Consider the following 23,891-nt stretch of genomic DNA (forward strand, 5'->3'; position numbering starts at 1 on the left):
AAACAAATGTATTAATTTTTAAGCCTTATGGTGATATCAAAAACGAATAAAAGATAAAAAGATCATTTTTTTTACAGATATCGATATAGAGTTTTTCTATAAGATGTTTTGGTTTAATATGACTAAAAATAAACAGCACAATTCTTTTATTTGATGCCTGTTCGAATTACTTTAGTTTTTTTAAGACAAACATGTAAAATCTCACAAATGTATTTTCTCCGTATTTTAATTGTTTTGGCACTTGGTGCTCAATTCACGGCCTGTAATAATTTACAAAAAAAACCTCGGTTTACTCTCGAAAAAGGAGATCTTCTTTTTCAGGATCTGGATGCTGATTCTATTTCAGATGCGATAGAATCAGTAACAGGAGGAGCTAAGAATTTGAGCTTTTCGCATGTTGGGATTGTGGATATTCATTCGAACGGGGATACTATGGTTTTAGAAGCCATCTCAAAAGGAGTTACCTACACCAAACTCACTGATTTTTTGCAGCGAAGCACAACTGCTGACCAAAAGCCAAAAGTTGAGGTGGGAAGGCTGAAGCCAGAATTTACTGCTTTTATTGATAAAGCTTTGGAGTCGGGAGAGAAGTTGATTGGAAAACCATACGATGATATTTACATCATGGGAGACTCAACTTACTATTGCTCTGAGCTGATTTATGACCTATTTGCAAATGCCGGAGATTCTATTGAAATCTTCCGGCTAAACCCGATGACTTTTAAGGATGATAAAACCGGTGGTTTTCTTCCTTTTTGGATTGAATATTACAAAAACTTAGGTGTGGATATCCCGGAAGGAAAACCGGGTTTGAATCCCAATGGGATGCACGAGTCTCCGAATATCGAGATTGTATTTTCCTACCTGCGGCAATAATTTCACATCTTTCATCTCATATCACAAATCTTACTTAAACAATGAACTCATTCTTACGCGAATTAACCAGCGAGCTGTACGAAAAATACGGCAGTAATTTATCCAATTGCATGTTGGTGTTTCCAAATCGCCGCGCCGGTTTATTCTTCTCAAAATATTTAAATGAATTGATTGAAAAACCCGTTTGGGCACCCAGGATTCTAACCATTAATGATTTTTTTAAAACTCATTCTCAGTTGCAGACAGAGGATAACCTGGGCTTGCTTTTTCGCTTGTATAAAATCTACATTCAAAAAATGGATGTGTCGGAAAGTTTCGATGAGTTTTACCATTGGGGAGAAATGCTTTTGGGCGATTTCGACGATTTGGACAAATACCGGGTGAATGCAAAGCATTTGTTTCAGAATTTAGCGGAGGAAAAAGAGATTGATAATCTGTTCGATTACTTAACGGAAGAACAGATTGCTGCGATACAATCATTTTGGAGTTCATTCCGTCCCGAGAAATATTCGGAGCATCAAAAGGAGTTTGTGAAGCTCTGGGAAAATCTGTATCCTATTTATTCTGATTTTCGGGATGTATTACAATCTGAAGGATTGGCATACGAAGGAATGGCTTCCCGAAAACTGGTTGATGAGTTGGAATCGGGGAAGATTACGATTAAAGAGGAGCGGATTATTTTTATCGGTTTTAATGCATTAAACCGTTGCGAACAGAATTTGTTTGATGAGTTGAAAAAGCAGGATAAAGCAGATTTTTATTGGGATTACGATGAATCCTATCTTCAGAATCCTTTTCATGAGGCGGGTTTGTTTTTACGCGAAAATATCAAACGGTTTCCGTCGCCAAAAACGAATATTCGGTTCGATAATATCAAGAATAATCAAACCAAAGTTGAATTTGTTTCACTTTCCTCGGAAGTGGGACAGGCGAAGTATGCCCACGCTGTGGTTGAGGAATTCTGCAGGAATTCGGAGGATGCCTTAGAGGAAACGGCTATTGTTTTGGCTGATGAGGAGTTGCTTCTTCCGGTATTGCATTCCATTCCTAAAATTGCAGAGAATGTGAATGTAACCATGGGATATCCTGCCAAAAACACGCCTGTTGCCAGTTTGCTGCGTTTGGTGATCGATCTGCAGAAAAGTGTGAAAAAATCAAATGGAGAGGTATCGTTTCATCACAAACAGGTATTGTCTCTTCTGAATCACCAATATTTGAATTCTGTTAATCCTGAATTGGCACATTCCATAACACAGGATATTCTCACAACCAATAGAATTGAGGTTCCACAACGTTTAATTCAAGGTGATTCCGTTTTGGAAAAGCTTTTTTCTCCGGTGAGTAGTGTGGAGCAGTTTTCAATATATCTGCTTGAATTGCTTCAGGGAATTTATCAGAAATTAGAAACGACTGACGAGGAAAAAACCTTGGTTGATAAAATTGAACAGGAATACATCTATCATTGGTTTTTGGCAATAAAACGTCTCAATTCTTTACTGAATCAGCACAAAATTGAACTAAAGCAGGATACTTTTTATAAGATTCTGGATAAAATGATTCAGAGTTTGAGTATTCCATTCGAAGGAGAACCTTTGGCAGGTTTGCAGGTAATGGGAATTTTGGAAACACGATTGCTCGATTTCAAAAAGATTGTGGTGCTTTCGATGAACGAAGGGAAATTGCCAAAAACAGGAGCTGCAAATTCGTTTGTTCCCTATCATTTGCGGAAAGGCTTTGGAATGCCGACAATCGACCATCAGGATGCAATTTTCGCCTACTATTTTTACCGGTTGATTCAGCGTGTTGAAGATCTTAAATTGCTGTACAGCACTCAAAGTGACGGGATTCGCACTGGTGAAATGAGTCGTTTTTTGTATCAGCTGAAATACGAATCAGATTTTGAGATTGTTGAGAACAGTCCGTCCTACAATATTTCTTTGCAGGAAACCAAGCCGGTTAGTGTGGCCAAAAACGAACGAATTCAAACCTGCCTAAGCGAGTATTGTGGTGATGGGATAAAGAGTTTTTCGCCGTCAGCCTTAAATACTTATATGAATTGCAGCCTAAGCTTTTATTTTAAATATTTGGCTGGTTTAAAAGAACCCGATGTGGTTTTGGAAGAGATCGATCCGCCGACTTTCGGGAATTTATTTCACTCGGTTTTGGAAGAATTGTACAAGCCTTTTAGTGGCAAAACAATTCAGAAAGAAGATTTGGAGGGATTGCGGAAAAATAAAGTTTTACTGGATCAGGTTTTGAAAGATGCTTTTCGAAGCATCTACTTTCAGCTGAAAAAGGAGCAGCCAATGGAAATTGGCGGCAGAAACCTGCTCGTATTTGATATCCTGAAGAAGTTTATTGACCGGATATTGATCTTGGATCAGAAATTTGCACCTTTTGAAATTGTTTCTTTGGAGGGAAAATATAAGATTCAAATGCCAATAGGAGAGAAAGCCGATCGAAAGGTAAACATTAGCGGATTGATTGACAGAGTAGATAAATTGAATGATACCATTCGTATTTTAGATTACAAAACAGGCAAGGCCGAATTGATTTTTAAGGATATCGCTTCTCTTTTCGAAAAAGAAGGGAAGAACAAAAATAAAGCGGCATTTCAAACTTTGCTTTATTGCTTGTTTTACGATGAAAATTACAATCCCGGTGCAGCAATTTCCCCTGGAATATACAGCCTGAAAGAGTTTTTTAACGATGGGTTTGATTGCACCTTAGCTCAAAAAGAGGGGCGTGGAAATGCCGTTCGCGTTGATGATTACAGAATGTTTAAAGCTGAATTTGTTGAAGGCCTGCAAGAATTACTGGAAGAGATTTTTAATCAGGATATTCCTTTTTATCAGGTAGAAAATAAAGATATTTGCCGAACTTGTGTGTATGCCGAAATTTGCCATCGATAAGTTGTGGCTTCTTTTGTTTTTGTTACGAATGAAACGTCCATGTTGAAAGCGTTCAACACACAGAGAAATGATTATTCCAGCTTGGAAAGTTCTCCCGAAACAAGTTCGGGACAGGCTATATGACAAAAACATAAAATTATAAACACTTGAAAAATATCAATACAATGTGTCGATCAGTTATTTTACTATTATTTTTCTTGTCCGTTGGTTTTACTTCCAATGCACAAAAAAAATACAGTATCAAGTCGAAGAGAGCCATCAAAAACTATGAGTTGGCTTCGGAGGTTTATCGGCAAATGGATAATTCCAAAGCTCTGAAATATTTAGATGCCGCAATTGAGCAAAGCCCTGATTTTATTGAAGCATGGCTTTTTAAAGCTGATGTTTTGCATGAAACGGGCAAGATTGAATCTGAAATTGAGGCCTATCAGGAGGCGATAAATATTGATGCCAAATTTTTCCCGAATGTGCATTTTAATTTGGGGAATGCCTACCTGAAAATAGGAGAATATCAAAAGGCATTAACGAAATATGAAGACTTTCTGTCACTTTCAAATAGCTCCGACAGAAATAGAAGGTTGGCAGCAAAAAGACTGGAAAGTTGCCGGTTTGCGATCAAGTCAATAGCAAATCCTGTCGATTTTAAACCGGTAAACCTTGGTGACAATGTGAATTCCGAATTTGATGAGTATTGGCCCAGCCTTACCGCAGATGAGAAATTGATGGTATTTACCCGATTGTTGATAGAAAAGAAAGAGGGAACGGAAGTGAAAATCAAAAGGCAGGAGGATTTTTATGTATCCCGCCAAAACGATAGTTTATGGATGCAGGCGGAACCATTATCCTTAGTTATCAATACAGATAAGAACGAAGGAGCTCAAAGCATTACGGCAGATGGCAAATACATGTATTTTACGGCCTGTGATCGTCCCAACGGATATGGCCGGTGTGATATTTACTATTCAGTTCGGGAAGGAGATGTTTGGTCGGCACCAATAAATGTTGGCAAACCAATTAATTCGAAAGCTTGGGAAGCTCAGCCAAGTATATCTGCTGACGGACGGGAATTGTATTTTGTGAGCAACCGAAAATCAGGAAAAGGGAAAATGGACATTTGGCATTCCAGATTAATTGAAACTTTGGAAGATGGAAAGCAAAGATGGACACAGCCGGCGAACCTTTCTATTAATACAACAGATAATGAAATGTCACCATTTATTCATGCCGGAAACCGGTATCTGGTATTTTCTTCAGATGGTTTAACCGGAATGGGAGGATATGATTTGTTTAAGACAGAACGCGATAAAGATGGGAAATGGAGCGAACCTGAAAATTTGGGTTACCCAATTAATACATTTAACGATGAAATCGGATTGATTATTAATGCGAAAGGTGATAAAGCTTATTTTTCTTCGGATCGCCTAAAAGGCAAAGGGAAAGATATTTTTAGTTTTGAGATGCCTGTAGATTTGCAGCCACAGTCTGTGTCGTGGTTAAAAGGCAATGTGTTGGATGCTAAATCCAAAAATCCTGTGCTTGCTTCGCTTTTATTAATTGATTTAATGAGCAATGATACAATTATTCAGATTAAATCGGATTGGACGGATGGCAGCTATTTGGTTTGTTTGCCTTCGGGAAAAGAATATTTATTTTCGGCCTCAGCCGAAAATTATCTTTTTTATTCGGAGCATTTTGCAATGAAGAATGATCAGAAGAAATCGAAGCCCCAACAATTAGATATCTTTTTAGATAAAATTGAAAAAGGAAAAGAAATCGTACTTCGGAATGTGTTTTTTGATATCGACTCCTGGGATATTTTGCCGAAATCTGAAATTGAATTGACCCGCTTGTATGATCTGTTGGCAGCTTATCCTAAATTAAAAATTGAAATTGCCGGTCATACCGATAATACCGGAACTGAAAATTACAATCTAAATCTTTCCAATAACCGGGCAAAGGCGGTTTGCGATTATTTAATTTCAAAAGGAATAGAAGCAAAACGGCTAAGCTTTAAAGGATACGGAGCTTCACATCCTATTGCAGCCAATGAAACCGAAGAGGGAAGAAGTTTAAATCGAAGAACAGAATTCAAAGTTGTTGAAAATCAATAATAATCAATAAAATGAAACCGATATATCTTGATTACAATGCGACTACACCTATCGCACCGGAAGTTGCAGATGCAATGATTCCCTATTTAAAAGGTTTTTTTGGCAATCCGTCAAGCTCACATTTTTATGGGCGCCAATGCAAAGAGGCTGTGGACAAGGCAAGAAATCAGGTAGCTTTATTGCTGAATTGTGATGCTGAAGAGTTGATATTTACCAGTGGCGGATCTGAATCGAATAATTATGCATTAAAAGGCTATGCTTTTGCAAATCAGGATAAAGGCAGGCATATTATCACTTCTTCTATCGAGCATCCTGCGGTTACAGAGGTTTGTAAATTTTTGGAGACACAAGGGTTCGAAGTTACCTATCTGCCTGTTGATGAAACCGGACAGGTACAATTGTCTGATTTGAAAAAAGCCATTCGACCAGATACTATTTTAATTTCGATCATGTATGCGAATAACGAGGTGGGAACTTTACAGCCAATTTCTGAAATTTCGAAATTGGCGAAGCAGAATAATATCATTGTCCATACTGATTGTGCTCAGGCTGTTGGTAAAGTACCTGTTAATGTTCAGGAACTGGGTGTTGATTTACTGACTCTTGCAGGTCATAAATTCTATGGTCCGAAAGGAATTGGAGCCTTGTATATTCGCGGGGGAATTAAATTGCAGAAATTGATTCATGGTGCAGATCATGAAAGGAATTTGCGGGCAGGAACCGAAAATGTATTGGAAATTGTTGGTTTGGGAAAAGCCGCCGAATTGGCCATGGAGGAGGAAGACAAACGAATGAGGCATGAAATGAATTTGATCCGGATTTTACGCAGGAACTTATCTAAACTTTCAGATGTTCAGTTTAATGGGAATAAGGATTTTTGTTTGCCAAATACCTTAAGTGTTTCCTTTAAGAAAATTCCGGTAAACGAGATTTTAAGTCGGTTAAAAAATGTGGCCGCATCGGCGGGTGCCGCATGTCACACTGATTGTGTGAGTGTTTCAGCAACCCTGGATGCTATGAAAGTTCCTTTGGAATATGCAATGGGCACAATTCGTTTTTCTGTAGGCAGATATACTACTAAAACTGAAATCGATTTAGCTTCAAATGAAATAATTGAGGTGATAAAAAGTTTACGCAGAGATGCCAATCAAAAGAAAAGCAATCCGGAATAAAGCCATTTAATTATTTGAAATCACCATGGCGGGCAATTTCGGAAAAGACCTGACAGCGTTTTTTCAACCTGTCAGAGTCGAACAATATCATGAAACGTTCATGCCGGGCAATTGCGGCACACGGGAAAACAGTTAAAAATTATAAATTAGGAAATTCGCAGGTTTCAAGAAGCTTTTTCGGAAAAGACCTGACAGCGTTTTTTCAACCTGTCAGAGTCGAACAATATCATGAAACGTTCATGCCGGGCAATTGCGGCACACAGGGAAAACAGTTAAAAATTATAATCTAGGAAATTCGCAGGTTTCAAGAAGCTTTTTCGGAAAAGACCTGACGGCGTTTTTTCAACTGTCAGAGTCGAACAATATCATGAAACGTCGGCAATTGCGGCACACAGGAAGATGATTATTCCGGCATGGTAATCCCGAAAGCTTTCGGGACCATGTGACAAAACCTTACAATTATAAACACCTGAAAAACTCATTTCCACCAGCCAGCAATTCTTCAGCTTTGGAAATGGTGTTTTCTTTAACCAAGCTGTTTAGCCAAGGCAGATTGCCTGTTTTTTTGCGCAATTTTGCTTTGGAGTACCAATCTTTAGGATAGGAAATTATGGCTGGAGTTCCTTGCTTCCCATATTCCGGATAGGATTGATAATAGATATCACCAATGGCAACAATTAATTGGTCTTCCGAACTGTGAATTGAAAGTGTGAAATGCATTTCAATCTGGAAAACGGAAGGTCTTTCGCTTAAAGAAACAGGAACCCGGCCTTTGTATCGAAATTCGCCTGAATTTGAATTAATATATTCGATCTTACCATTTACTTGATCAGGAAATGAGGAAATCCAGTCTCGAATTTGCTGATCTGTTATTGCTGTTTGCAGATATTTTGTTTCCAAACTAATATTTCCGTCATCATCTAAAAATAAGTCGATGTTCTTTGTTTGTTGGGCAATTATGAATGAGCTAAAAGTAAAGGACAGTAGAATAATGAAGATTTTTTTCATAATGTGTAGTTTAAGAATTGAACATACTATTTGGCATCATCTCAATTTTTAATTTAATCCTTTTTATTGATTTTTCAAAAAGAATAGTTTTCCTTGCAATTAAGTTGCAAGCCCTTGTTTTCGGGTAATCAGACAAATAGGGACTTGTATTTATGTTCAATACGAAGAAAATGGCACATTTGACACTTGTTTTATCATACCTATTGCAATATTTTTACTTGTGTAGTGAAGGTTTAAATTCCTTCAATTTTCATATTTGACTTGATAAGTTTCAGCTCTTTTTAAGTTTTAAGTATGGTTTTAGTTGTTAGTAATTAAAAGAGGGGCTTTGCCCCTTTTTTATGTTACTGTAAGTATTCTCTCCTAAATAATTTATTAATTTTTCATTTTAAGTGATGAATCATTCTGTTAATTGACAGGGTATTTATAATTTTGTTACACTTCACTGTTTTTATAGCCAAAGAAAGATTTTCATGACACATATATATTCTCTGAACAGATTGTTTATTATTCTTATTTTTCTTGTAAGTCATTTTTTTGTGTCTGCACAAAATATTGCTTTAGAAGAAGATAGGTTGGTTGACAGATTGTCTCAACCCAATGTTTGGGCAGATTCCGTTCTGTCGACTTTAAGTGATGACGAGAGAATTGCTCAATTGTTTATGCTTGCAGCCTATTCGAATAAAGGAGATGAAGAATCTGAGAGAATTGCGGGCTTAGTGAGTAAATATCAAATCGGAGGAATTATATTTTTTCAAGGAGAACCGGGGAAGCAAGCCGGGTTGACAAATAGGTATCAAGCTTTGGCAAAGGTTCCTCTTTGGATTGGAATGGATGCTGAGATTGGGCTCGGATCCAGATTAAAACAAACAATAAGTTACCCAAGGCAAATTATGCTGGGTGCAATTCAGGATAATGAATTGATTTTTCAGTTGGGAAAACAGATTGGGAAAGAGTGTGGCAGACTTGGTGTTCATGTGAATTTCTCACCCGTAATGGATGTGAATAATAATCCGCGAAATCCGGTAATTAACAGCCGTTCCTTTGGCGAGGATCGTTACAATGTAACCAACAAATCGTATGCTTTTGCCTCAGGAATGCAGAAATCAGGAATTATTGCTGTAGGCAAACATTTTCCAGGCCACGGAGATACCGAAACCGATTCGCATTTTGATCTTCCTTTGGTAGATCATCCTATTGAAAGACTTGATTCTATTGAACTATTTCCTTTCCGTCGTTTAATAAATAATGGTTTGGGGGGAATTATGGTTTCTCATTTAAATGTGCCGGCGCTTGATCCTTTGCAAAAAGTAGCGACACTTTCCCGCCCTATCGTTTCTCAATTGCTGAAAGAGGAAATGGGTTTTAAAGGTTTGGTATTTACGGATGCGTTAAATATGGAAGGCGTTCGTAAATTTTATCCGAAGGGTGTGGTTGATGCTAAGGCTTTGGTTGCGGGTAATGATGTTCTTCTTTTTACTGAAGACGTTGAAATAGCAATTAAAGAGATTAAATTGGCACTTAAAAGCGGTGAGCTTTCCTGGGATGATATCAACGGGAAGTGTTTGAAAATTTTAAAAGCAAAGTATTGGCTCAATTTGAATGAGTACAAGCCAATTGATCAGAATAGACTGTGGTCAGGATTAAATACACAGCAAGGATTTATTTTAAGACGAAAGTTGACCGAGAAGGCAATTACATTAGTGAAAAATGATGATCAGTTGTTGCCGCTAAAAAGATTAGATACCTTGAAAATTGCTTCTGTTGCCATGGGTGTCCCTATCCGAAACAGATTTCAGGAATATCTTGGCAGGTATGCAGATATAGATTTTTTTCAGATCGGGAAAAGCGCTTCGATTGAAAGTTATTATCAATTATTGAAAAAGCTTGATAAATACAATTTGGTGATTGTAAGTAAGCACGACAGTGATATGCGGGCATCAAAGAATTTTGGAATTACGAGTCAAACTATTGAGTTTCTTTCTGAGCTTTCAAAAAACAAGAAGGTGATTTTTGATCTGTTTGCAAACCCTTATGGCTTGGATTTATATGAAGGGACTGATCGGCTAAATGGGATTTTGGTTTCGTATGAGGATAATATAGAAACTCAGATGGCTTCTGCGCAAATAATTTTTGGTGGTTTGGCTTCTCAGGGACGATTACCGGTTACAGTTAATGGGCATTTTCCGGTTGGTACTGGTTTTGAAACCAAACACAACCGTCTGGGATTCTCTTTGCCCGAACAAGTTGAATTAAATACACTTAAATTGAATGTTATTGATTCGATAGTAAATGATGCCATTAAAAAAAAAGCAACCCCTGGCTGTCAAATTCTGGTAGCTAGAAAAGGAAAGGTTGTATTTCATAAATCATACGGTCATTATACCTACAAAGGAAAAGTAGAAGTTCGTAATCCTGATATTTACGATTTAGCATCACTAACAAAGATTACAGCTGCACTTCCGGCAATAATGCAGTTAAGCGACGAAGGGTGGATTAATGTGGATCATACATTGGGAGCGTATTTTTCAAAAGCCAAAGGCACCAATAAGGATACTCTTATTTTAAAGAAAATTTTAGCTCATGAAGCGAGATTGTTGAGTTATAAACCATTTCAATGGGAGGCTGTTGATTCGGCGAGCTTCGATGGAGATTTATTTAGTCGGAACTATTCGAAACGTTATAGTCTAAAAGTGGCTGATAAATTGTATCTCGATCGAAATTATAAATTTAGAGAGGGGATTTTTTCCAATCAAAGTTCTGAAGAATACCCGGTTCAAATTGCGGATAACCTTTTTATACATAAAGGTTATCACGATACGATAATCAATCAGATATTGGCAACCGAATTTAGAGAATCAAATGGTTATAAATACAGCGATCTTGGCTTTATAATGATGGGAGAGATGATTAAGGAGATTTCCGGCGAAAGTTTGGATGGCTATGTGAAAAGACATCTGTACGACATGTTGGGAGCCTCCAGTCTGGGGTATCATCCTTTGAAACGCTTTAGTGCCGATCGGATTGTGCCAACACAGGATGATAAGTTTTTTCGAAAACAATGGCTTAAAGCTTATGTGCACGATCCAACAGCAGCAATGCTTGGCGGCGTTTCGGGACATGCAGGAATGTTTGGTAATGCCGGCGATCTGGCAAAATTAGCGCAAATGTATCTTCAGGAAGGAACTTATGGCGGTGAAACCTACATAAGTGCTGAAACAATGAATCGATTTACTGCACGTGCTTACCCAAATTCAGAAAACAGAAGAGGAATCGGCTTTGATAAACCTTTTTACAATCCCGAAGAAAAAGGTGGTCCAACATGCAGTGAGGCTTCCGAATTAAGTTATGGACACACCGGTTTTACCGGCACTATGATTTGGATTGATCCCAAATATGATTTGCTGTATATTTTTCTGTCGAACCGAATTTGTCCTGATGAGTCGAATACCAAATTGATAGAAATGGATGTACGAACTAAAATTCAGGAACAAATATATAAGTCAATAATTAAAGAGGAAAAAGTTGATCCTGAATTCATAAGCCTTCCTTTTTCACCATTTGGAAAAGGGATGTTTTATTAGTTCAACATTTAAAAATTTACTTTCATTTGTGACTTCCCGATCAATCCATTGCGGCAGTTCAAAGTTTTCATTTTCAGAGCCAAGCTCAATTTCGGCTACAATTAAACCCTTGTTGTTGCCTTCAAATACGTCTATTTCCCAGAATAAATTATTTTGAGGGATCACAAATCGAGTTTTTTCAATCTTCGAATCACAAAGAACTAAAAGATCCTGAGCATCTTTCATCGGAATTTCGTATTCAAATTCAGATCTGCTCAACGGATTATTTCCGGTTTTGATGGTTAAAAAAGATTGATCTCCCGCAATTCTAATTCGTAAACTTTTATCCGGATCACTCCAAATGTATCCTTGAATAAGTTTTTTTCCCTCTTTGGGAAGATCCAGTAAATTTGGTTTTATGAGGAATTTACGTTCTATTTCTAAAGGCATATGTTGCTGAGGCTTGTCTTATTTGTAAAATTTATTTCCAACGATTTTAAGTCCGTCGAGGGTTAACATTGGCTCATGATGATCGAAACTGTCAAGAATAGGAAGCATCACAGTGGCCAACCCACCAGTGGCAATTACAGTAGTTTTTCCTTCCATTTCCTTTTTCATTTCAGTCAGAAGTGATTCAACAAGACCTTTGTAACCGATTACAATACCAGCCTGCATTGCATGAACCGTATTTTTTCCAATGCAGGAGGGAGGAACAACCAAATCGACATTTGGTAATTGAGCTGTTTTTTGAGAAAGCGATGCCATGGCAGTTTTAAGCCCGGGAGCAATTGTCACACCTAACAAATTTCCATCTGCTTTTATAACAGTAAAAGTAAGAGCAGTACCAAAATCAACAACAATGCAATTGCCCGAATATTTGTTGTGAGCTGCAACGGCATTGGCAACCAAATCTGTTCCTATTTCATAAGGATTACTGATTCCGATATCTAAGCGCGGATACAATTCCGGCCCCAGAACTAAAGGCTCTTGGTTGAACAGTTTTCGAATCATCTCACGGATAGGAAGTATCAGAGAGGGAACTACACTGCTCAGAACTACCCGGTTAATCTCTTTTAAATCGATATTCCGACTCGCAAGTAAAGTTCTGTAAATGACTTCGTATTCATCAGATGTTTTGTTGGCAACAGTATGAATTCTAAATTGTTCGGCCCAATGATTATTGCTGGATAAACCGCAGACCACATTTGAATTTCCTATGTCGATGGCTAAAAGCATATGTTGGATTGTATTTATTGCTTAACTAAAGATAAAGGTCGGCAAAAGCTTTAAAAGAAAAGCCTAATTAACCCTGTTTTTTGCAATTCCATTTTTTAAATACTCAATAATATTCTGACTGGCTTCGCGGCTCATTTCAATTCTGGTTTCGATTGTGGCAGTGCCAATATGTGGTACTGCAAGAGCTGTTTTCTGCTTTAATAATTTTGGATGAATAATAGGTTCATTCTCAAAAACATCCAGTGCGGCACCGGCAATTTCACCTTGTTCCAAAGCTATGGCCAAGTCAGCTTCATTAATAACTGCACCCCGGGATGTATTAATTAAAAAGGCCGTTTTTTTCATTTTCAGGAACTCCTTTTTACTTAATAAATGATGCGTTTCAGGAGTTAAGGGGCAGTGCAGGGAAATCACATCCGATTTTTCAAGTAGATCCGGCAAATTCATATAAACTGCATCCTTCCATTTAATCTCAGAAATGGGTTTTCTATTGTGATAAGCGATATTCATACCAAAAACCATTGCCTTTTCGGCAACCGATTTACCAATATTGCCCATGCCTACAATCCCTAAGGTCTTTCCCCGCAGTGTGCTTCCTAAATTTTTCATCACTCCCCATTCAAATTCCGGATTTGTTTTTAATCCATAATTGCACAACGAAATTTGTCTGCTCAGGGATAATAAAAGTCCCATACACAACTCGGCAGTTGGTTCGCAAACAGCTTCAGGAGTATTGCAAACAATAATTTTTTGCTCGTTTGCAGCATTCATATCGATATTATTAAAGCCAACTCCGTAATTACTGATAATTTTCAGATTTATTCCGGCTTTTATTATATCAGCAGAGACTTCCCGATTAAAAATAGACAGCAAACCAACGCAGTGCGGAATCAGTTCAATTAATTCTTCTTTTGTGAAGAATTCCTTTTCGGGATAAATCAAATCAAAATGAGTTTCCAATTCACTAAGTCCTTCTTTAGGAATAGGGTAGGCGATAAGTATTTTGTTTTTCACAGACATGCGATTAATGATTTTAGAGCATAAAAGGTACGAATTTGAATCAATCATCCAAAGGGATAACCTGTTGCCATCAATGTTTGCAGATCATGATCAATGACCCCAAACATCTGGTGGTGGCCTACCCTGTGTACGCATGGCAGTCACTCACGTGCACACATGGCGGTCACTCACGTGTACGCATGGCGGTCACTCACGTGCACACATGCCGGTTGGTCACCTGATAATCCATGAGTTGCCGCACCTTACATCAATCTTTCAGTAAAGGCTGACAGCTTGCCCGGGTTGCAGTGCAAACCTCAAATTCCCAGTGTCGGTTTGTGTTCCCTTATGTCGGTTCAGGGCAGCAAGCCTTTCTTGGTTTGATTGTGTTTCCCCGTCCTTTCTCAAAAGAGGATTTCCACAAACTTATTTTGTAGCTTTGTTTCAAATTTCAAATCCACCGAAACAACTAACACCGCCATTGCATGATTTTATTAGACAAACCTTACGTTTCCAAGTTTCTTAAAGAGACAATTGAAAAATATAATTTTCCAACTCTGGATACAGGTAATGTTATCGAAAAGGGGGAGCTTTCATTGATTGGTTCAGAGCAGATTGTTCAACATTTTCGTGATAATACAAATAGTCGAATTTATACTAATTCCGAGAATTCTATCAATTGGGTGCTGAACCATTTAAGTTTCACCAAACTACCTGAATACATTAATGTGTTTAAAAATAAAATAGAATTTCGAAAATTGATTCAGGGAATGTATCCTGATTTCTATTATAAGGAAGTGCTCCTTAAAGATTTGGATGAAGTTAAATTGGACGAATTACCAATGCCGTTTATAATTAAGCCGGCAGTAGGTTTTTTAAGTCTGGGAGTTCATAAGGTTGTTGATGAGAATGATTGGTTAAGAGTGAAGCAATTAATTCGTGAGGAATTTACAGATGCTCAGGCTTTATTTCCCATCGAGGTAGTAAACGCATCTTCCTTTTTAATTGAGGAAGTAATTGCTGGTGAAGAGTTTGCTTTTGATGCTTATTTTGATGAGAATGGCGAAGCGGTTGTGTTGGGAGTGTTAAAGCACCTTTTTGCTTCCGAAAAGGATGTCAGCGATCGGGTTTATTACACTTCAAAGGAATTGATTAAGGCATACCTTCCACAATTTAAGCAGTTTGTACAGGATCTCGGAGAGCAGGTCGAATTGAAAAATTTTCCTGTTCATATCGAAGTTCGTGTGGATGAAGCGGGCAAATTAGTCCCGATTGAAGTGAATCCAATGAGGTTTGGTGGCTGGTGTACAACGGCAGATTTAACTCATTTGGCCACTAAATTGAATCCGTATCATTGTTTTTTAAGCAATATTAAACCCGATTGGGATCAGATCTTAAACGAAATGGATGATGAGATTTATTCTTTGATTATTTTGGACAATTCCACCAAAATACCATCCAGTAAAATTTCACATTTTGATTACGAAAAATTATTGAATCGATTTTGCAATCCATTGGAATTACGTAAAATTGATTATAAATTGTACTCCATTTTTGGGATGTTGTTTACCAAAACTCCAAGAGATGAATTCCATGAAATTGAAGAGATATTAGTTTCTGATTTATGTGATCTTGTCATTGAAGAGTCTCATTAAAATATCATTGCATCGATATGATTACCGATTTTATTATTCGTAGAGCCGAAACTTCAGATGCTCTTTGTATTGCGATGTTTAAAATTCAAGTTTGGCTTGATACCTATGCTTCGGGAGGAGTAAATAATGAATACGCGGAATATTTGGCTTCTGAAATTACCAAAGAAAAAACGGAAACTATACTTCAAAATCCGAATAAAAAAATATTTTTGGTCGAGAAGGATTCGTGCTTAATTGCGTGTTATCAACTGGATTACGATACTTCTTGTCCTGTAAAAGATATTACAGATCCAGAGCTATCCGTACTATATGTGTCAAGACATTTTCATAGACAGGGAATTGGTTATAAACTTTTGCTGCATGCTGAAAATGAGGTGAGAAAAAATAATGGTTCAGGTTTATGGCTCACAGCTTATTACCAAAACCAAAATGCTCTTGATTTTTATCATCGCCGGAATTATTTGGTGGCCGGCAAGTGCTTTTTCGAAATGGGTGAAAATCAATATGAAAATTGGGTGTTCTATAAAAAGCTTGAAGTTTAGAAAAAGTGGATAAATTAATCATTCTGGATTTTATTGATCCACTCGTCTTTAAGAATTGCATAAATTACATCGTCAATCCATTCTCCATCAACAAAGATGCTTTTTATAAAATGAGCTTCTTTTCGAAAGCCTAAACGTTCAAGCATAGCTATCGATTTTATGTTTGCCGGATCGACCGAAGCAGTAATACGATGTTTGTTTAAATCAGTAAAAAGAAATTTAATTACTTCTGATAAAGCTTCATTAGCAAAGCCTTTTCCATGATAGGATTTTGCCAGAGTACAACCCAATTCGACCTGTTTTTTGTTTTCATCTAAAAAATGAATTCCAATATCACCAATTACTTTCTGATCTTCTTTGCAGATAATAACTAATTGATACCATGTGTCAATCTGGTCGATACTTTTGGAAACTTTATTGCTGATAAAATTATATACATCATCAATGTTTTGCGGAATCCAGCCTTGGTACTGATTGGTCTTAGCATCTGAACGATAATCGAATACTTCTTCAGCATGTTTATTTTGGATTGATTGTAAGCATAATCTTTTAGAGTGTAATTCCATAATAAATCTATTTGTTTCGAATACAGGAAAGATATTTTTTCTGGGTGAATTTTACAAATATGAATTTAAATCGTACAAATTTGGTTTTTTATATAAAATAGATGATTGAAATTACAGCTTAAATTTGTCATATTCAGGTGCATATTATACCCTTAAGGATAAATAATTAGCAATTTGTTGAGAATAATTCCGTACATTGCAGAACCTTTAAGAAATGATCAGATAGAAGTATTAATCATCGTGTTTAATTTTTGAAGGATTATAATGAATTTCGAATCTTAAAAAAGCTATGGCAAGACCAAAAGAAACTTACAACAAAAAAGAGAAAGAGAAGCAAAAACTCCAGAAAAGAAAAGAAAAAGAAGCGCGTAAAGAAGAACGTAAATCCAGTCCAGGTCGTACTTTCGAAGAAATGCTTGCCTATACAGATGAGTTTGGCAATTTGAGTGATACGCCACCAGATCCAACTAAAAAGAAGAAAGAGATTAACGAAGAAGACATAGTTCTTGGTGCACGAAATAGTGATGACGGTAACTTTGAACAACCTTTAAGAGAGGGTGTTGTATCTTTTTTCAATACTAGTAAAGGATATGGATTTATTAAGGATTTAGAAACCAAGGAGAGTATTTTTGTGCATATCAATGGTCTTGTAGATTCAGTAAGTGAAAATGATAAAGTTAACTTTGAAACAGAGCGTGGTCCTAAAGGGATGAATGCTGTAAATGTTACTTTAGTTAAAAAATAAACAGCCTTTTCGGTTGTTACAATTTTAAGAAATAAAAAACCACCCTTTTGGGGTGGTTTTTTATTTTGTATGAAAGTAATGTGAACTAGTCAATTACTCTTACATTTACTGCGTTCATACCTTTTCTTCCTTTTTCCATATCGTACTCAACTTTATCGTTTTCACGAATTTCGTCGATAAGACCCGATGAGTGTACGAAGATGTCTTCACTTGAATCTGCTGGTTTAATGAATCCAAAACCTTTAGATTCGTTAAAGAATTTTACTGTTCCTTCCATTGTAATGTTTTTTAAAATAATAAGATGTTTGTTTAAAGTCTGTATTCTTATTTAATTGCCAGTAACAGTTCTATTATTTTTATTCCTAAATGGAATGAATAGTAATGAATGGTATTGAAATTATTATTTAATAAGACTTTCGAACTAAACAAATATAAAAAAAACAATTTTTCAATCCAAAAATAACCGGCAAAGTTTTGAGTTCTGTAATGATACTTGTTGTGAGGTGATTATGGATTTAGTTTGGTTGGGTTTTCACTGTTTGGTCTATGTAGATTATTCGGGAGAAGGAGGGAAGTAGATCAGGAAAAGAGATAGTATTTATTTTTGCTGAATTAATTCTAAAGCATAGAAATGCAAAGCTGATATTTGTAAAGAAGAGCTGTTGAGATGTATTTATTGATTTATAGGCACAAAAAAAACCACCCTGTTGGATGGTTTTTTATTTTGTATAAAAGTAATACGAATTAGTCGATAACTCTTACGTTAACGGCATTCATACCTTTTTTTCCACGTTCTGAATCGTACTCAACTTTATCGTTTTCACGAATTTCGTCGATAAGACCTGTTGAATGTACAAAGATGTCTTCACTTGAATCGTCTGGTTTAATGAATCCAAAACCTTTAGATTCGTTAAAGAATTTTACTGTTCCTTCCATTGTAATGTTTTTTAAAAATAATAAATTAAACGTTTAAAGACTCTAATTTAGTAATTAACAGTAACAAACCTATTATTTTTATTCAAAAAGAAACAAATAGTAATGAATGATATTGAAATTATTGGTGGAGATAAATCTCCCTTAGTACTTTTAAACACTGCAAATCTATATAAAACTTTTATTCTATCCTAACTTCAGGCAAAATAGTTTTAGTTTGTGGCGTATAAATAACAAATACATCTTTTAAAGAATCATATCCTTGTATAATATGTCTGATTATTAGTTACATATATGTTTATTAAAAAAAGATGTTTGTGAAATCAGTTGTGTTTAGATACGAGAAACCTGTATTATTATTTATCCAGTTCACCAAATACTCTTTTTAAGAGATCATTAACCCTCTTTAAAGGGTCTTTTCTGATTAGTTTTTCTTCATCTGCAACTTTAAGAAATAAAGCACTTAGTGCTTTTTCTGTCACATATTCATCAAGCTTGGTATTTATTGGCTCTAAACTGGCTAACTTTCCGGCAAAACTTCCTGCCACCGCATTGTAATTTTTGGTTAATAAACTCCACGATTCATTCGTAGATAAATTTGCGACCAGCTTTTTATCTAAGGACGCTTTTACTTTGGGCATAAACAGCTCTTGTAATTTATTTTGAGTTTTGTTTTGAAGATATACGGTTGCAGCATCATTCCCTCCTTTAAGAATGCCGAATGCATCTGCAATTGTCATTTCTGTAATGGCTGAAACAAATATTGGTGTTGCTTCAGAAACTGCATCTTCAGCAGCACGGTTAAGTCTAAGAACAACTTTATCTACTAATTCTGCGCCTCCTGGTATCAGATTGATGTTCTTTGTAATGCTTTGTGCCTCCGGAGGTAACAGTATTTTAATCAACTCGTCTTTGTAGAAACCATCCTGCATGGATAACAGGTTTGACGCATTCTTACTGCCAATTTTTAATGCTTCTTTTAGTCCGGAACTTACTTCAGCGCTGGATATAGGTTTTGGTTGTGAGAGTGCATACTGATCCATGAAAGGCTGCAGCTCAGCGCAGGAAGCAAATAGGAAACAAATTAATAGGATTGAGATCGTCTTCTTCATAAATTGTTGCTTTAATGAAGCTGTTTGTTTTTAAACGCAACAAGGTATCAAAAAATGATAGGAAATTCAATAATAAAAGCCTGCATAATTTTCTGCAGGCTTAACAATCTAAAGTTGTATTTATTCAGTTATTGCTTTCATAAAATCTTCCACATCCCCGGGTGTGCTCATTATTCTCATAAATGTTCCCATAGTTAGTTCTGGCCAATACAAGGCAAAACGATATTTGCCATGCAGCATACTAGCCTTTTTTCCTTGCAGGATAATTTCATAAGGCATGGCGGCAATATGATCTTCTCCAATTATTGGAAGGAATTGTTTTTCCCCGTCTTCAGAGTCTAATAAACCAATTCCAAATACGGCTATGTTTTTGTTTTCAAATACTTGTTCGTAAATTAAATGGGCATTTCCTTTTTTTGCTTTTAAATTTTTACGGATAGTTGTTAGTCCTGCTTCAAATGATTCGAACTCATTTAAATTGACGGGATCACTAAAATATGGCATCATCATTTTGTAATGATACTTTTTTAGAGAGCCTTCTTTTACTTCCCCGCCAAATGGAGTGAATTCATCACCTATTGCTGATAAGGATTTTTTCACATCAGAAGTAATCTTTGAAAACAAAGGTTTGTCCGTTTCGTAGTTACTTAAATAGGCGCAAAAAACATAGTCTGGGTTAAGCATACTTACTATAGTGCTTTCTCCTTTTTTAACCAAACCTATTTTAAGTACACTGGCCAAAGCACCTCTATCTGATGATTTTAGGCACAATTCACTTAGATCATTTCGCGTGAAACAAATTACGTAGAGTTCTTGGCTGGCTTCAGGCTGGTATTCTCCTATTATTGAAAATTGATTTGTTTCAAGATTTTGTTTTATGTTTGAAATCAGTAAACTGATATCCGTTTGTGATGTTCCGGCTTTAAAGAACGGAGACATTTTTTTTTCTTGTGCATTGCTAATCTGCATCCAGGCAAAGCAAATCAGAACTAGGATTATTTTCTTCATAGTAATATTAGTTTGTAGTTATTAAGATGTTTAGAACTCCTAATATATAAATATGAAAATAGATAGACTGTGTTATGGGAATTGTTTTCTGTCTGAATTTTTTGAACTAAAGGTGTTTACGATCCGAAGCTTCAATCAATACACCACTTTTCATTCTATTTTAAATGATTGTAAATTGAGGCATTATTAATTTTGCGACGTCGAATCTTTTCCTGAAATTTGATTTTCTGTCAAAAAGGAAGTACGAAGCGGATATTTAAACTGGATGATATGAAAAGACCATGTAAAAAGTGTTGCATACAGGAGAATGAGTGTAATTTGGGAGTTATATCTGACCTTAATCAAAAAATTATAAACAGATGAAATGGATTTTATTGCTTGTGAGTTGGACTAAAGAGGAGAAGAAAAGATTTTCATCCGATAAGGAAGCAATTCATGAGTTTGCCAACTGGCTTTCTCACGGACTTGGCTTGATTTTTGGTATTCCGGCAGGCTTGTGGTTGTTAAGTGTGGCCTACGAAACGCAGAATATTTACGGATTTACTGCATGCTTACTCTTTGTGGTCGCATTTAATTTACTCTATGCTTCATCAGCTGTTTACCATTATATGGTAGGAAGTCCAAATCGTAAATTGTTTCGAAAGTTCGATCATATCAGCATTTTCTTTATGATAGCAGGAACTTATACGCCTTTTCTTGTTATTTATTTGAATAATCAGGTTGGCAGACTTTATTTGATGGTTTTGTGGGGATTGGTAGTTGTTGGAATATTTTATAAAATATTTTTGCTGGGCAGATACCGCTGGATTTCTCTCATGTTATACATATTTATGGGCTGGATTCTGTTTTTTAATTTCTCGGCATTTAGTTCATCTTTGCCTGCTTTGTGTTTGCAGTGGATAATTGCAGGTGGCATTTTTTATATGTTGGGTGTGGTTTTTTACATGTGGAGAAAGTTGCCGTTCAATCATTTTATATGGCATTTATTTGTATTTGCAGGTAGTATTTCTCACTTTATTGCAGTGTATTATTGCATTATATAGCAGAGGCTGACTCAAAATAAGAAGGGACATCTTTAATATACAGATGTTTCTATTTTTTGAATCAAAAAATGGTTTGTGCTTGAGACAGCCTCAGGATAATTTTATTTCTGTTGCTAGCAAATTCTGCAGTTTTTAACATACCAGGAAACAGAGTGCTCATTGTTGTCGACCAATTCTTTTATAATTTTTCGATCATCCCAAACAGCGCAACAAGAGGTTGATTGATTTAGGGCCTTAGTCAATTTAGACCAACGATCCATGATTTCCATGGTTAGAAAACTTTCGTACTCTTTGAATACTTCGATAGCACATGAACCACAAAAATGTAATTGATCTTCAAGCGGTTTAAGATTTTCATTTTTTGTAAAAATGTGTTCGCCTACCTTAAAAAATTCATTCTCTTTTAATTGAAGAGTTAATTTTAAATCAATTGTAGTCATAGGTTTGGAGATTAGGGTTTGCTTCTTTTTTTCTCTATTTAAATATTTATGGTTTTTCTTTTATTGCCTGATAATCTGCTGATTCTAATGCACAATTAAAAATACGCAATTTTGAAGTCCCGAAAAAATAAAAAATCATTAAGGATAGAATTCTTTATTTAGATTAAAAAAAAGCTTCCCGAAGGAAGCTTTATTATCTGATGTTTTTTGATTTTTTATTAGTCTATTTTTTGCAGTTGAACAGTGAAATGTCTCATAATTGGAGCTTCGTCAATAATTTTAAACCCATGCTTAATTTCATTTCTTCGATCATAAACATTTTTCAGAGCTACTGCAACAACATCCATATGGTTGTTGGTGTAAGTTCTTCTTGGAATTGCCAAACGCAGCAACTCTAAGGCAGGATAACGGTTTTCTCTGGTTTCAGGATCTCTATCCGCTAAAATTGCACCGATTTCAACCCCACGAATTCCTGCTTCCAAGTACAATTCACAACCTAATGTTTGTGCCTGATATTCTTCCTTTGGTATGTGAGCCAAGATCTTTTTGGCGTCAACAAAAATTGCATGTCCTCCTATTGGTTTTTGGAACGGAACACCAAATTCCTCTAATCTGCCACCTAAATATTCTACTTGCTTAATACGTGTTTCAAGATATTCAAATTCAGTTCCTTCATCAAGGCCTTGTGCCAGTGCATTCATATCACGTCCCGACATACCACCGTAGGTAACATATCCTTCAAACATGATATTGTAGGTAGATGCTTGTTTCCAAAGGTTTGCATCTTTCATCCCGATGAATCCACCCATGTTTACAATCGCATCTTTTTTGGAACTCATCGTTGCCATATCAGCATAAGTATACATTTCTTTAACAATCTCTTTAATTGTTTTATCCTGATATCCTTCTTCACGAGTTTTAATGAAGTAAGCATTTTCGGCAAAACGAGCAGAGTCAAAGCATACAGGAATTTCATATTTTTCGGCCAATTTTTTAACGGCTTTCATATTTGCCATTGAAACTGGCTGACCACCCGAAGTATTGCAGGTAACAGTCACAATAATCATTGGAACTTGTTCTTTTGGATAAGTAGAAAGAACCGATTCAAGCTTAACAAGGTCAAGGTTTCCTTTAAAAGGATGATCGATTACTGTATCAAAAGCTTCATCAATTGTGCAGTCAACAGCTTTTGCTTTTCTAAATTCAATGTGTCCTTTTGTTGTGTCAAAATGTGAGTTTCCCGGAACAATATTGCCTTCTTTAACCAATACCGAGAACAATACATTTTCTGCAGCCCGGCCTTGGTGAGTAGGTAGAAAATGATCAAATCCCATGATGTTTTTAATAGCTTCCTTCATTTTGTAGTAGGAGCGTGCACCAGCATAACTTTCATCTCCCAGCATCATTGCCGACCATTGTTTATCACTCATTGCACCTGTACCGGAATCGGTAAGCAGGTCAATAAATACCTGATCGCTTTTTAGATTAAAAAGGTTGTAATTCGCCTCTTTAAGCCATTGTTCCCTTTCTTCGCGAGTACTTCTTTTGATGGTTTCAACCATCTTGATTTTATATGATTCTGCGAATGGTAATTTCATAATGTTTCGTTGTTTATTTTATTGTGATATATAGCCGTGTAATTATCTATAGGATATAATTCTCCCATATCAATTATGTGCTTTTTGTAAATGTATACGTAAAAATTTGAGGCAGGATGCCTCAGGCGAATCTAGAAGTGAAACTCGTCTCTGTTTTTAATATTAAGGTAGACCTTGTGTGTCAGTTTTGGAAGTTGATATTTTGTTTCCATAGTTTCTGATTTTCTACTTTTGTCAAAAATAGAATAAATTCTGCTGAATAAAAAGGAAGGCAGTATATTTTATGCAAACGTTTGTTTTTGAGAACTGTTTGTTAGAGTTCCAAAAACTCACATTTTTTAACCTAAATGAACAGCATTATTCTTTTTATAA

20 protein-coding genes are annotated in these 23,891 nt (G+C 36.1%); 9 read left to right on the forward strand and 11 right to left on the reverse strand.

Annotation, left to right across the window (positions count from 1 at the left end):
* The first annotated feature begins 207 nt into the window (after positions 1–207).
* From ACHZAX_RS04000 to ACHZAX_RS04015, 4 genes are all read left to right on the forward strand, one after another.
* Positions 208–876: a YiiX/YebB-like N1pC/P60 family cysteine hydrolase gene (locus ACHZAX_RS04000; protein WP_320018106.1), complete on the forward strand. Its 669-nt coding sequence runs from the start codon at positions 208–210 to the stop codon at positions 874–876.
* Between the two features lie 41 nt (positions 877–917).
* On the forward strand, positions 918–3,788 hold the full coding sequence (locus tag ACHZAX_RS04005; RefSeq protein ID WP_320018107.1) for a PD-(D/E)XK nuclease family protein: 2,871 nt from the start codon (positions 918–920) through the stop codon (positions 3,786–3,788).
* A 164-nt stretch (positions 3,789–3,952) separates the two neighbouring features.
* Positions 3,953–5,899, forward strand: a complete 1,947-nt coding sequence (locus tag ACHZAX_RS04010) for an OmpA family protein (RefSeq protein WP_320018108.1) — start codon at positions 3,953–3,955, stop codon at positions 5,897–5,899.
* 11 nt (positions 5,900–5,910) lie between these two features.
* Positions 5,911–7,071: a cysteine desulfurase family protein gene (locus ACHZAX_RS04015; RefSeq protein ID WP_101309345.1), complete on the forward strand. Its 1,161-nt coding sequence runs from the start codon at positions 5,911–5,913 to the stop codon at positions 7,069–7,071.
* A gap of 459 nt (positions 7,072–7,530) precedes the next feature.
* Here ACHZAX_RS04015 and ACHZAX_RS04020 read toward each other — a convergent pair whose 3' ends face one another.
* Entirely contained in the window at positions 7,531–8,079 is a 549-nt protein-coding gene (locus tag ACHZAX_RS04020) for a hypothetical protein (RefSeq protein ID WP_320018109.1), read from the reverse strand.
* A gap of 473 nt (positions 8,080–8,552) precedes the next feature.
* On the opposite strand from ACHZAX_RS04020, the gene ACHZAX_RS04025 reads away from it, so the two are divergent.
* Positions 8,553–11,663: a glycoside hydrolase family 3 N-terminal domain-containing protein gene (locus ACHZAX_RS04025; protein ID WP_320018110.1), complete on the forward strand. Its 3,111-nt coding sequence runs from the start codon at positions 8,553–8,555 to the stop codon at positions 11,661–11,663.
* Here ACHZAX_RS04025 and ACHZAX_RS04030 read toward each other — a convergent pair.
* From ACHZAX_RS04030 to ACHZAX_RS04040, 3 genes are all read right to left on the reverse strand, one after another.
* A complete protein-coding gene (locus tag ACHZAX_RS04030; protein WP_320018111.1) occupies positions 11,634–12,092 on the reverse strand; it encodes a CYTH domain-containing protein in 459 nt (152 codons plus the stop codon). The two genes, ACHZAX_RS04025 and ACHZAX_RS04030, sit on opposite strands and share 30 nt — an antisense overlap.
* Before the next feature lie 18 nt (positions 12,093–12,110).
* Entirely contained in the window at positions 12,111–12,878 is a 768-nt protein-coding gene (locus tag ACHZAX_RS04035) for a type III pantothenate kinase (protein ID WP_101309340.1), read from the reverse strand.
* A 63-nt stretch (positions 12,879–12,941) separates the two neighbouring features.
* Positions 12,942–13,898: an NAD(P)-dependent oxidoreductase gene (locus ACHZAX_RS04040; RefSeq protein WP_101309357.1), complete on the reverse strand. Its 957-nt coding sequence runs from the start codon at positions 13,896–13,898 to the stop codon at positions 12,942–12,944.
* Between the two features lie 464 nt (positions 13,899–14,362).
* On the opposite strand from ACHZAX_RS04040, the gene ACHZAX_RS04045 reads away from it, so the two are divergent.
* Both ACHZAX_RS04045 and ACHZAX_RS04050 read left to right on the forward strand, forming a co-directional pair.
* Positions 14,363–15,532 (forward strand): ATP-grasp domain-containing protein, encoded by a 1,170-nt coding sequence (locus ACHZAX_RS04045; protein WP_320018112.1) that lies wholly within the window; start codon positions 14,363–14,365, stop codon positions 15,530–15,532.
* 17 nt (positions 15,533–15,549) lie between these two features.
* A complete protein-coding gene (locus ACHZAX_RS04050) occupies positions 15,550–16,074 on the forward strand; it encodes a GNAT family N-acetyltransferase (protein ID WP_320018113.1) in 525 nt (174 codons plus the stop codon).
* Between the two features lie 14 nt (positions 16,075–16,088).
* Here the strand turns inward: ACHZAX_RS04050 and ACHZAX_RS04055 are convergent, their stop codons facing one another.
* Positions 16,089–16,640 carry a GNAT family N-acetyltransferase gene (locus ACHZAX_RS04055; protein WP_320018114.1) on the reverse strand — a complete coding sequence of 184 codons (552 nt, stop codon included), beginning with the start codon at positions 16,638–16,640 and terminating at the stop codon, positions 16,089–16,091.
* A 289-nt stretch (positions 16,641–16,929) separates the two neighbouring features.
* On the opposite strand from ACHZAX_RS04055, the gene ACHZAX_RS04060 reads away from it, so the two are divergent.
* Entirely contained in the window at positions 16,930–17,385 is a 456-nt protein-coding gene (locus ACHZAX_RS04060; RefSeq protein ID WP_101309336.1) for a cold-shock protein, read from the forward strand.
* An 85-nt stretch (positions 17,386–17,470) separates the two neighbouring features.
* Here ACHZAX_RS04060 and ACHZAX_RS04065 read toward each other — a convergent pair whose 3' ends face one another.
* The 4 genes from ACHZAX_RS04065 to ACHZAX_RS04080 form a co-directional block, all read right to left on the reverse strand.
* Positions 17,471–17,662: a cold-shock protein gene (locus ACHZAX_RS04065; protein ID WP_101260024.1), complete on the reverse strand. Its 192-nt coding sequence runs from the start codon at positions 17,660–17,662 to the stop codon at positions 17,471–17,473.
* Positions 17,663–18,129: 467 nt separating this feature from the next.
* Positions 18,130–18,321: a cold-shock protein gene (locus tag ACHZAX_RS04070; RefSeq protein ID WP_101260022.1), complete on the reverse strand. Its 192-nt coding sequence runs from the start codon at positions 18,319–18,321 to the stop codon at positions 18,130–18,132.
* Positions 18,322–18,674: 353 nt separating this feature from the next.
* The gene (locus ACHZAX_RS04075; protein ID WP_320018115.1) at positions 18,675–19,430 is read right to left on the reverse strand and encodes a DUF4197 domain-containing protein; all 756 of its coding nucleotides are present in this window, start codon (positions 19,428–19,430) and stop codon (positions 18,675–18,677) included.
* A 120-nt stretch (positions 19,431–19,550) separates the two neighbouring features.
* A complete protein-coding gene (locus ACHZAX_RS04080) occupies positions 19,551–20,438 on the reverse strand; it encodes a hypothetical protein (RefSeq protein ID WP_320018116.1) in 888 nt (295 codons plus the stop codon).
* Positions 20,439–20,797: 359 nt separating this feature from the next.
* On the opposite strand from ACHZAX_RS04080, the gene trhA reads away from it, so the two are divergent.
* The gene (gene trhA, locus ACHZAX_RS04085; RefSeq protein ID WP_320018117.1) at positions 20,798–21,481 is read left to right on the forward strand and encodes a PAQR family membrane homeostasis protein TrhA; all 684 of its coding nucleotides are present in this window, start codon (positions 20,798–20,800) and stop codon (positions 21,479–21,481) included.
* Positions 21,482–21,594: 113 nt separating this feature from the next.
* On the opposite strand, the gene ACHZAX_RS04090 is transcribed toward trhA, so the two are convergent.
* Positions 21,595–21,921, reverse strand: coding sequence for a hypothetical protein (locus tag ACHZAX_RS04090; RefSeq protein ID WP_101309332.1), 327 nt, complete (start codon positions 21,919–21,921; stop codon positions 21,595–21,597).
* Between the two features lie 218 nt (positions 21,922–22,139).
* Positions 22,140–23,519 (reverse strand): tryptophanase, encoded by a 1,380-nt coding sequence (locus ACHZAX_RS04095; protein ID WP_101309331.1) that lies wholly within the window; start codon positions 23,517–23,519, stop codon positions 22,140–22,142.
* Positions 23,520–23,891 lie beyond the last annotated feature (372 nt).

It is taken from the genome of Labilibaculum manganireducens, from assembly GCF_963665805.2.
GTDB lineage: Bacteria > Bacteroidota > Bacteroidia > Bacteroidales > Marinifilaceae > Labilibaculum > Labilibaculum manganireducens.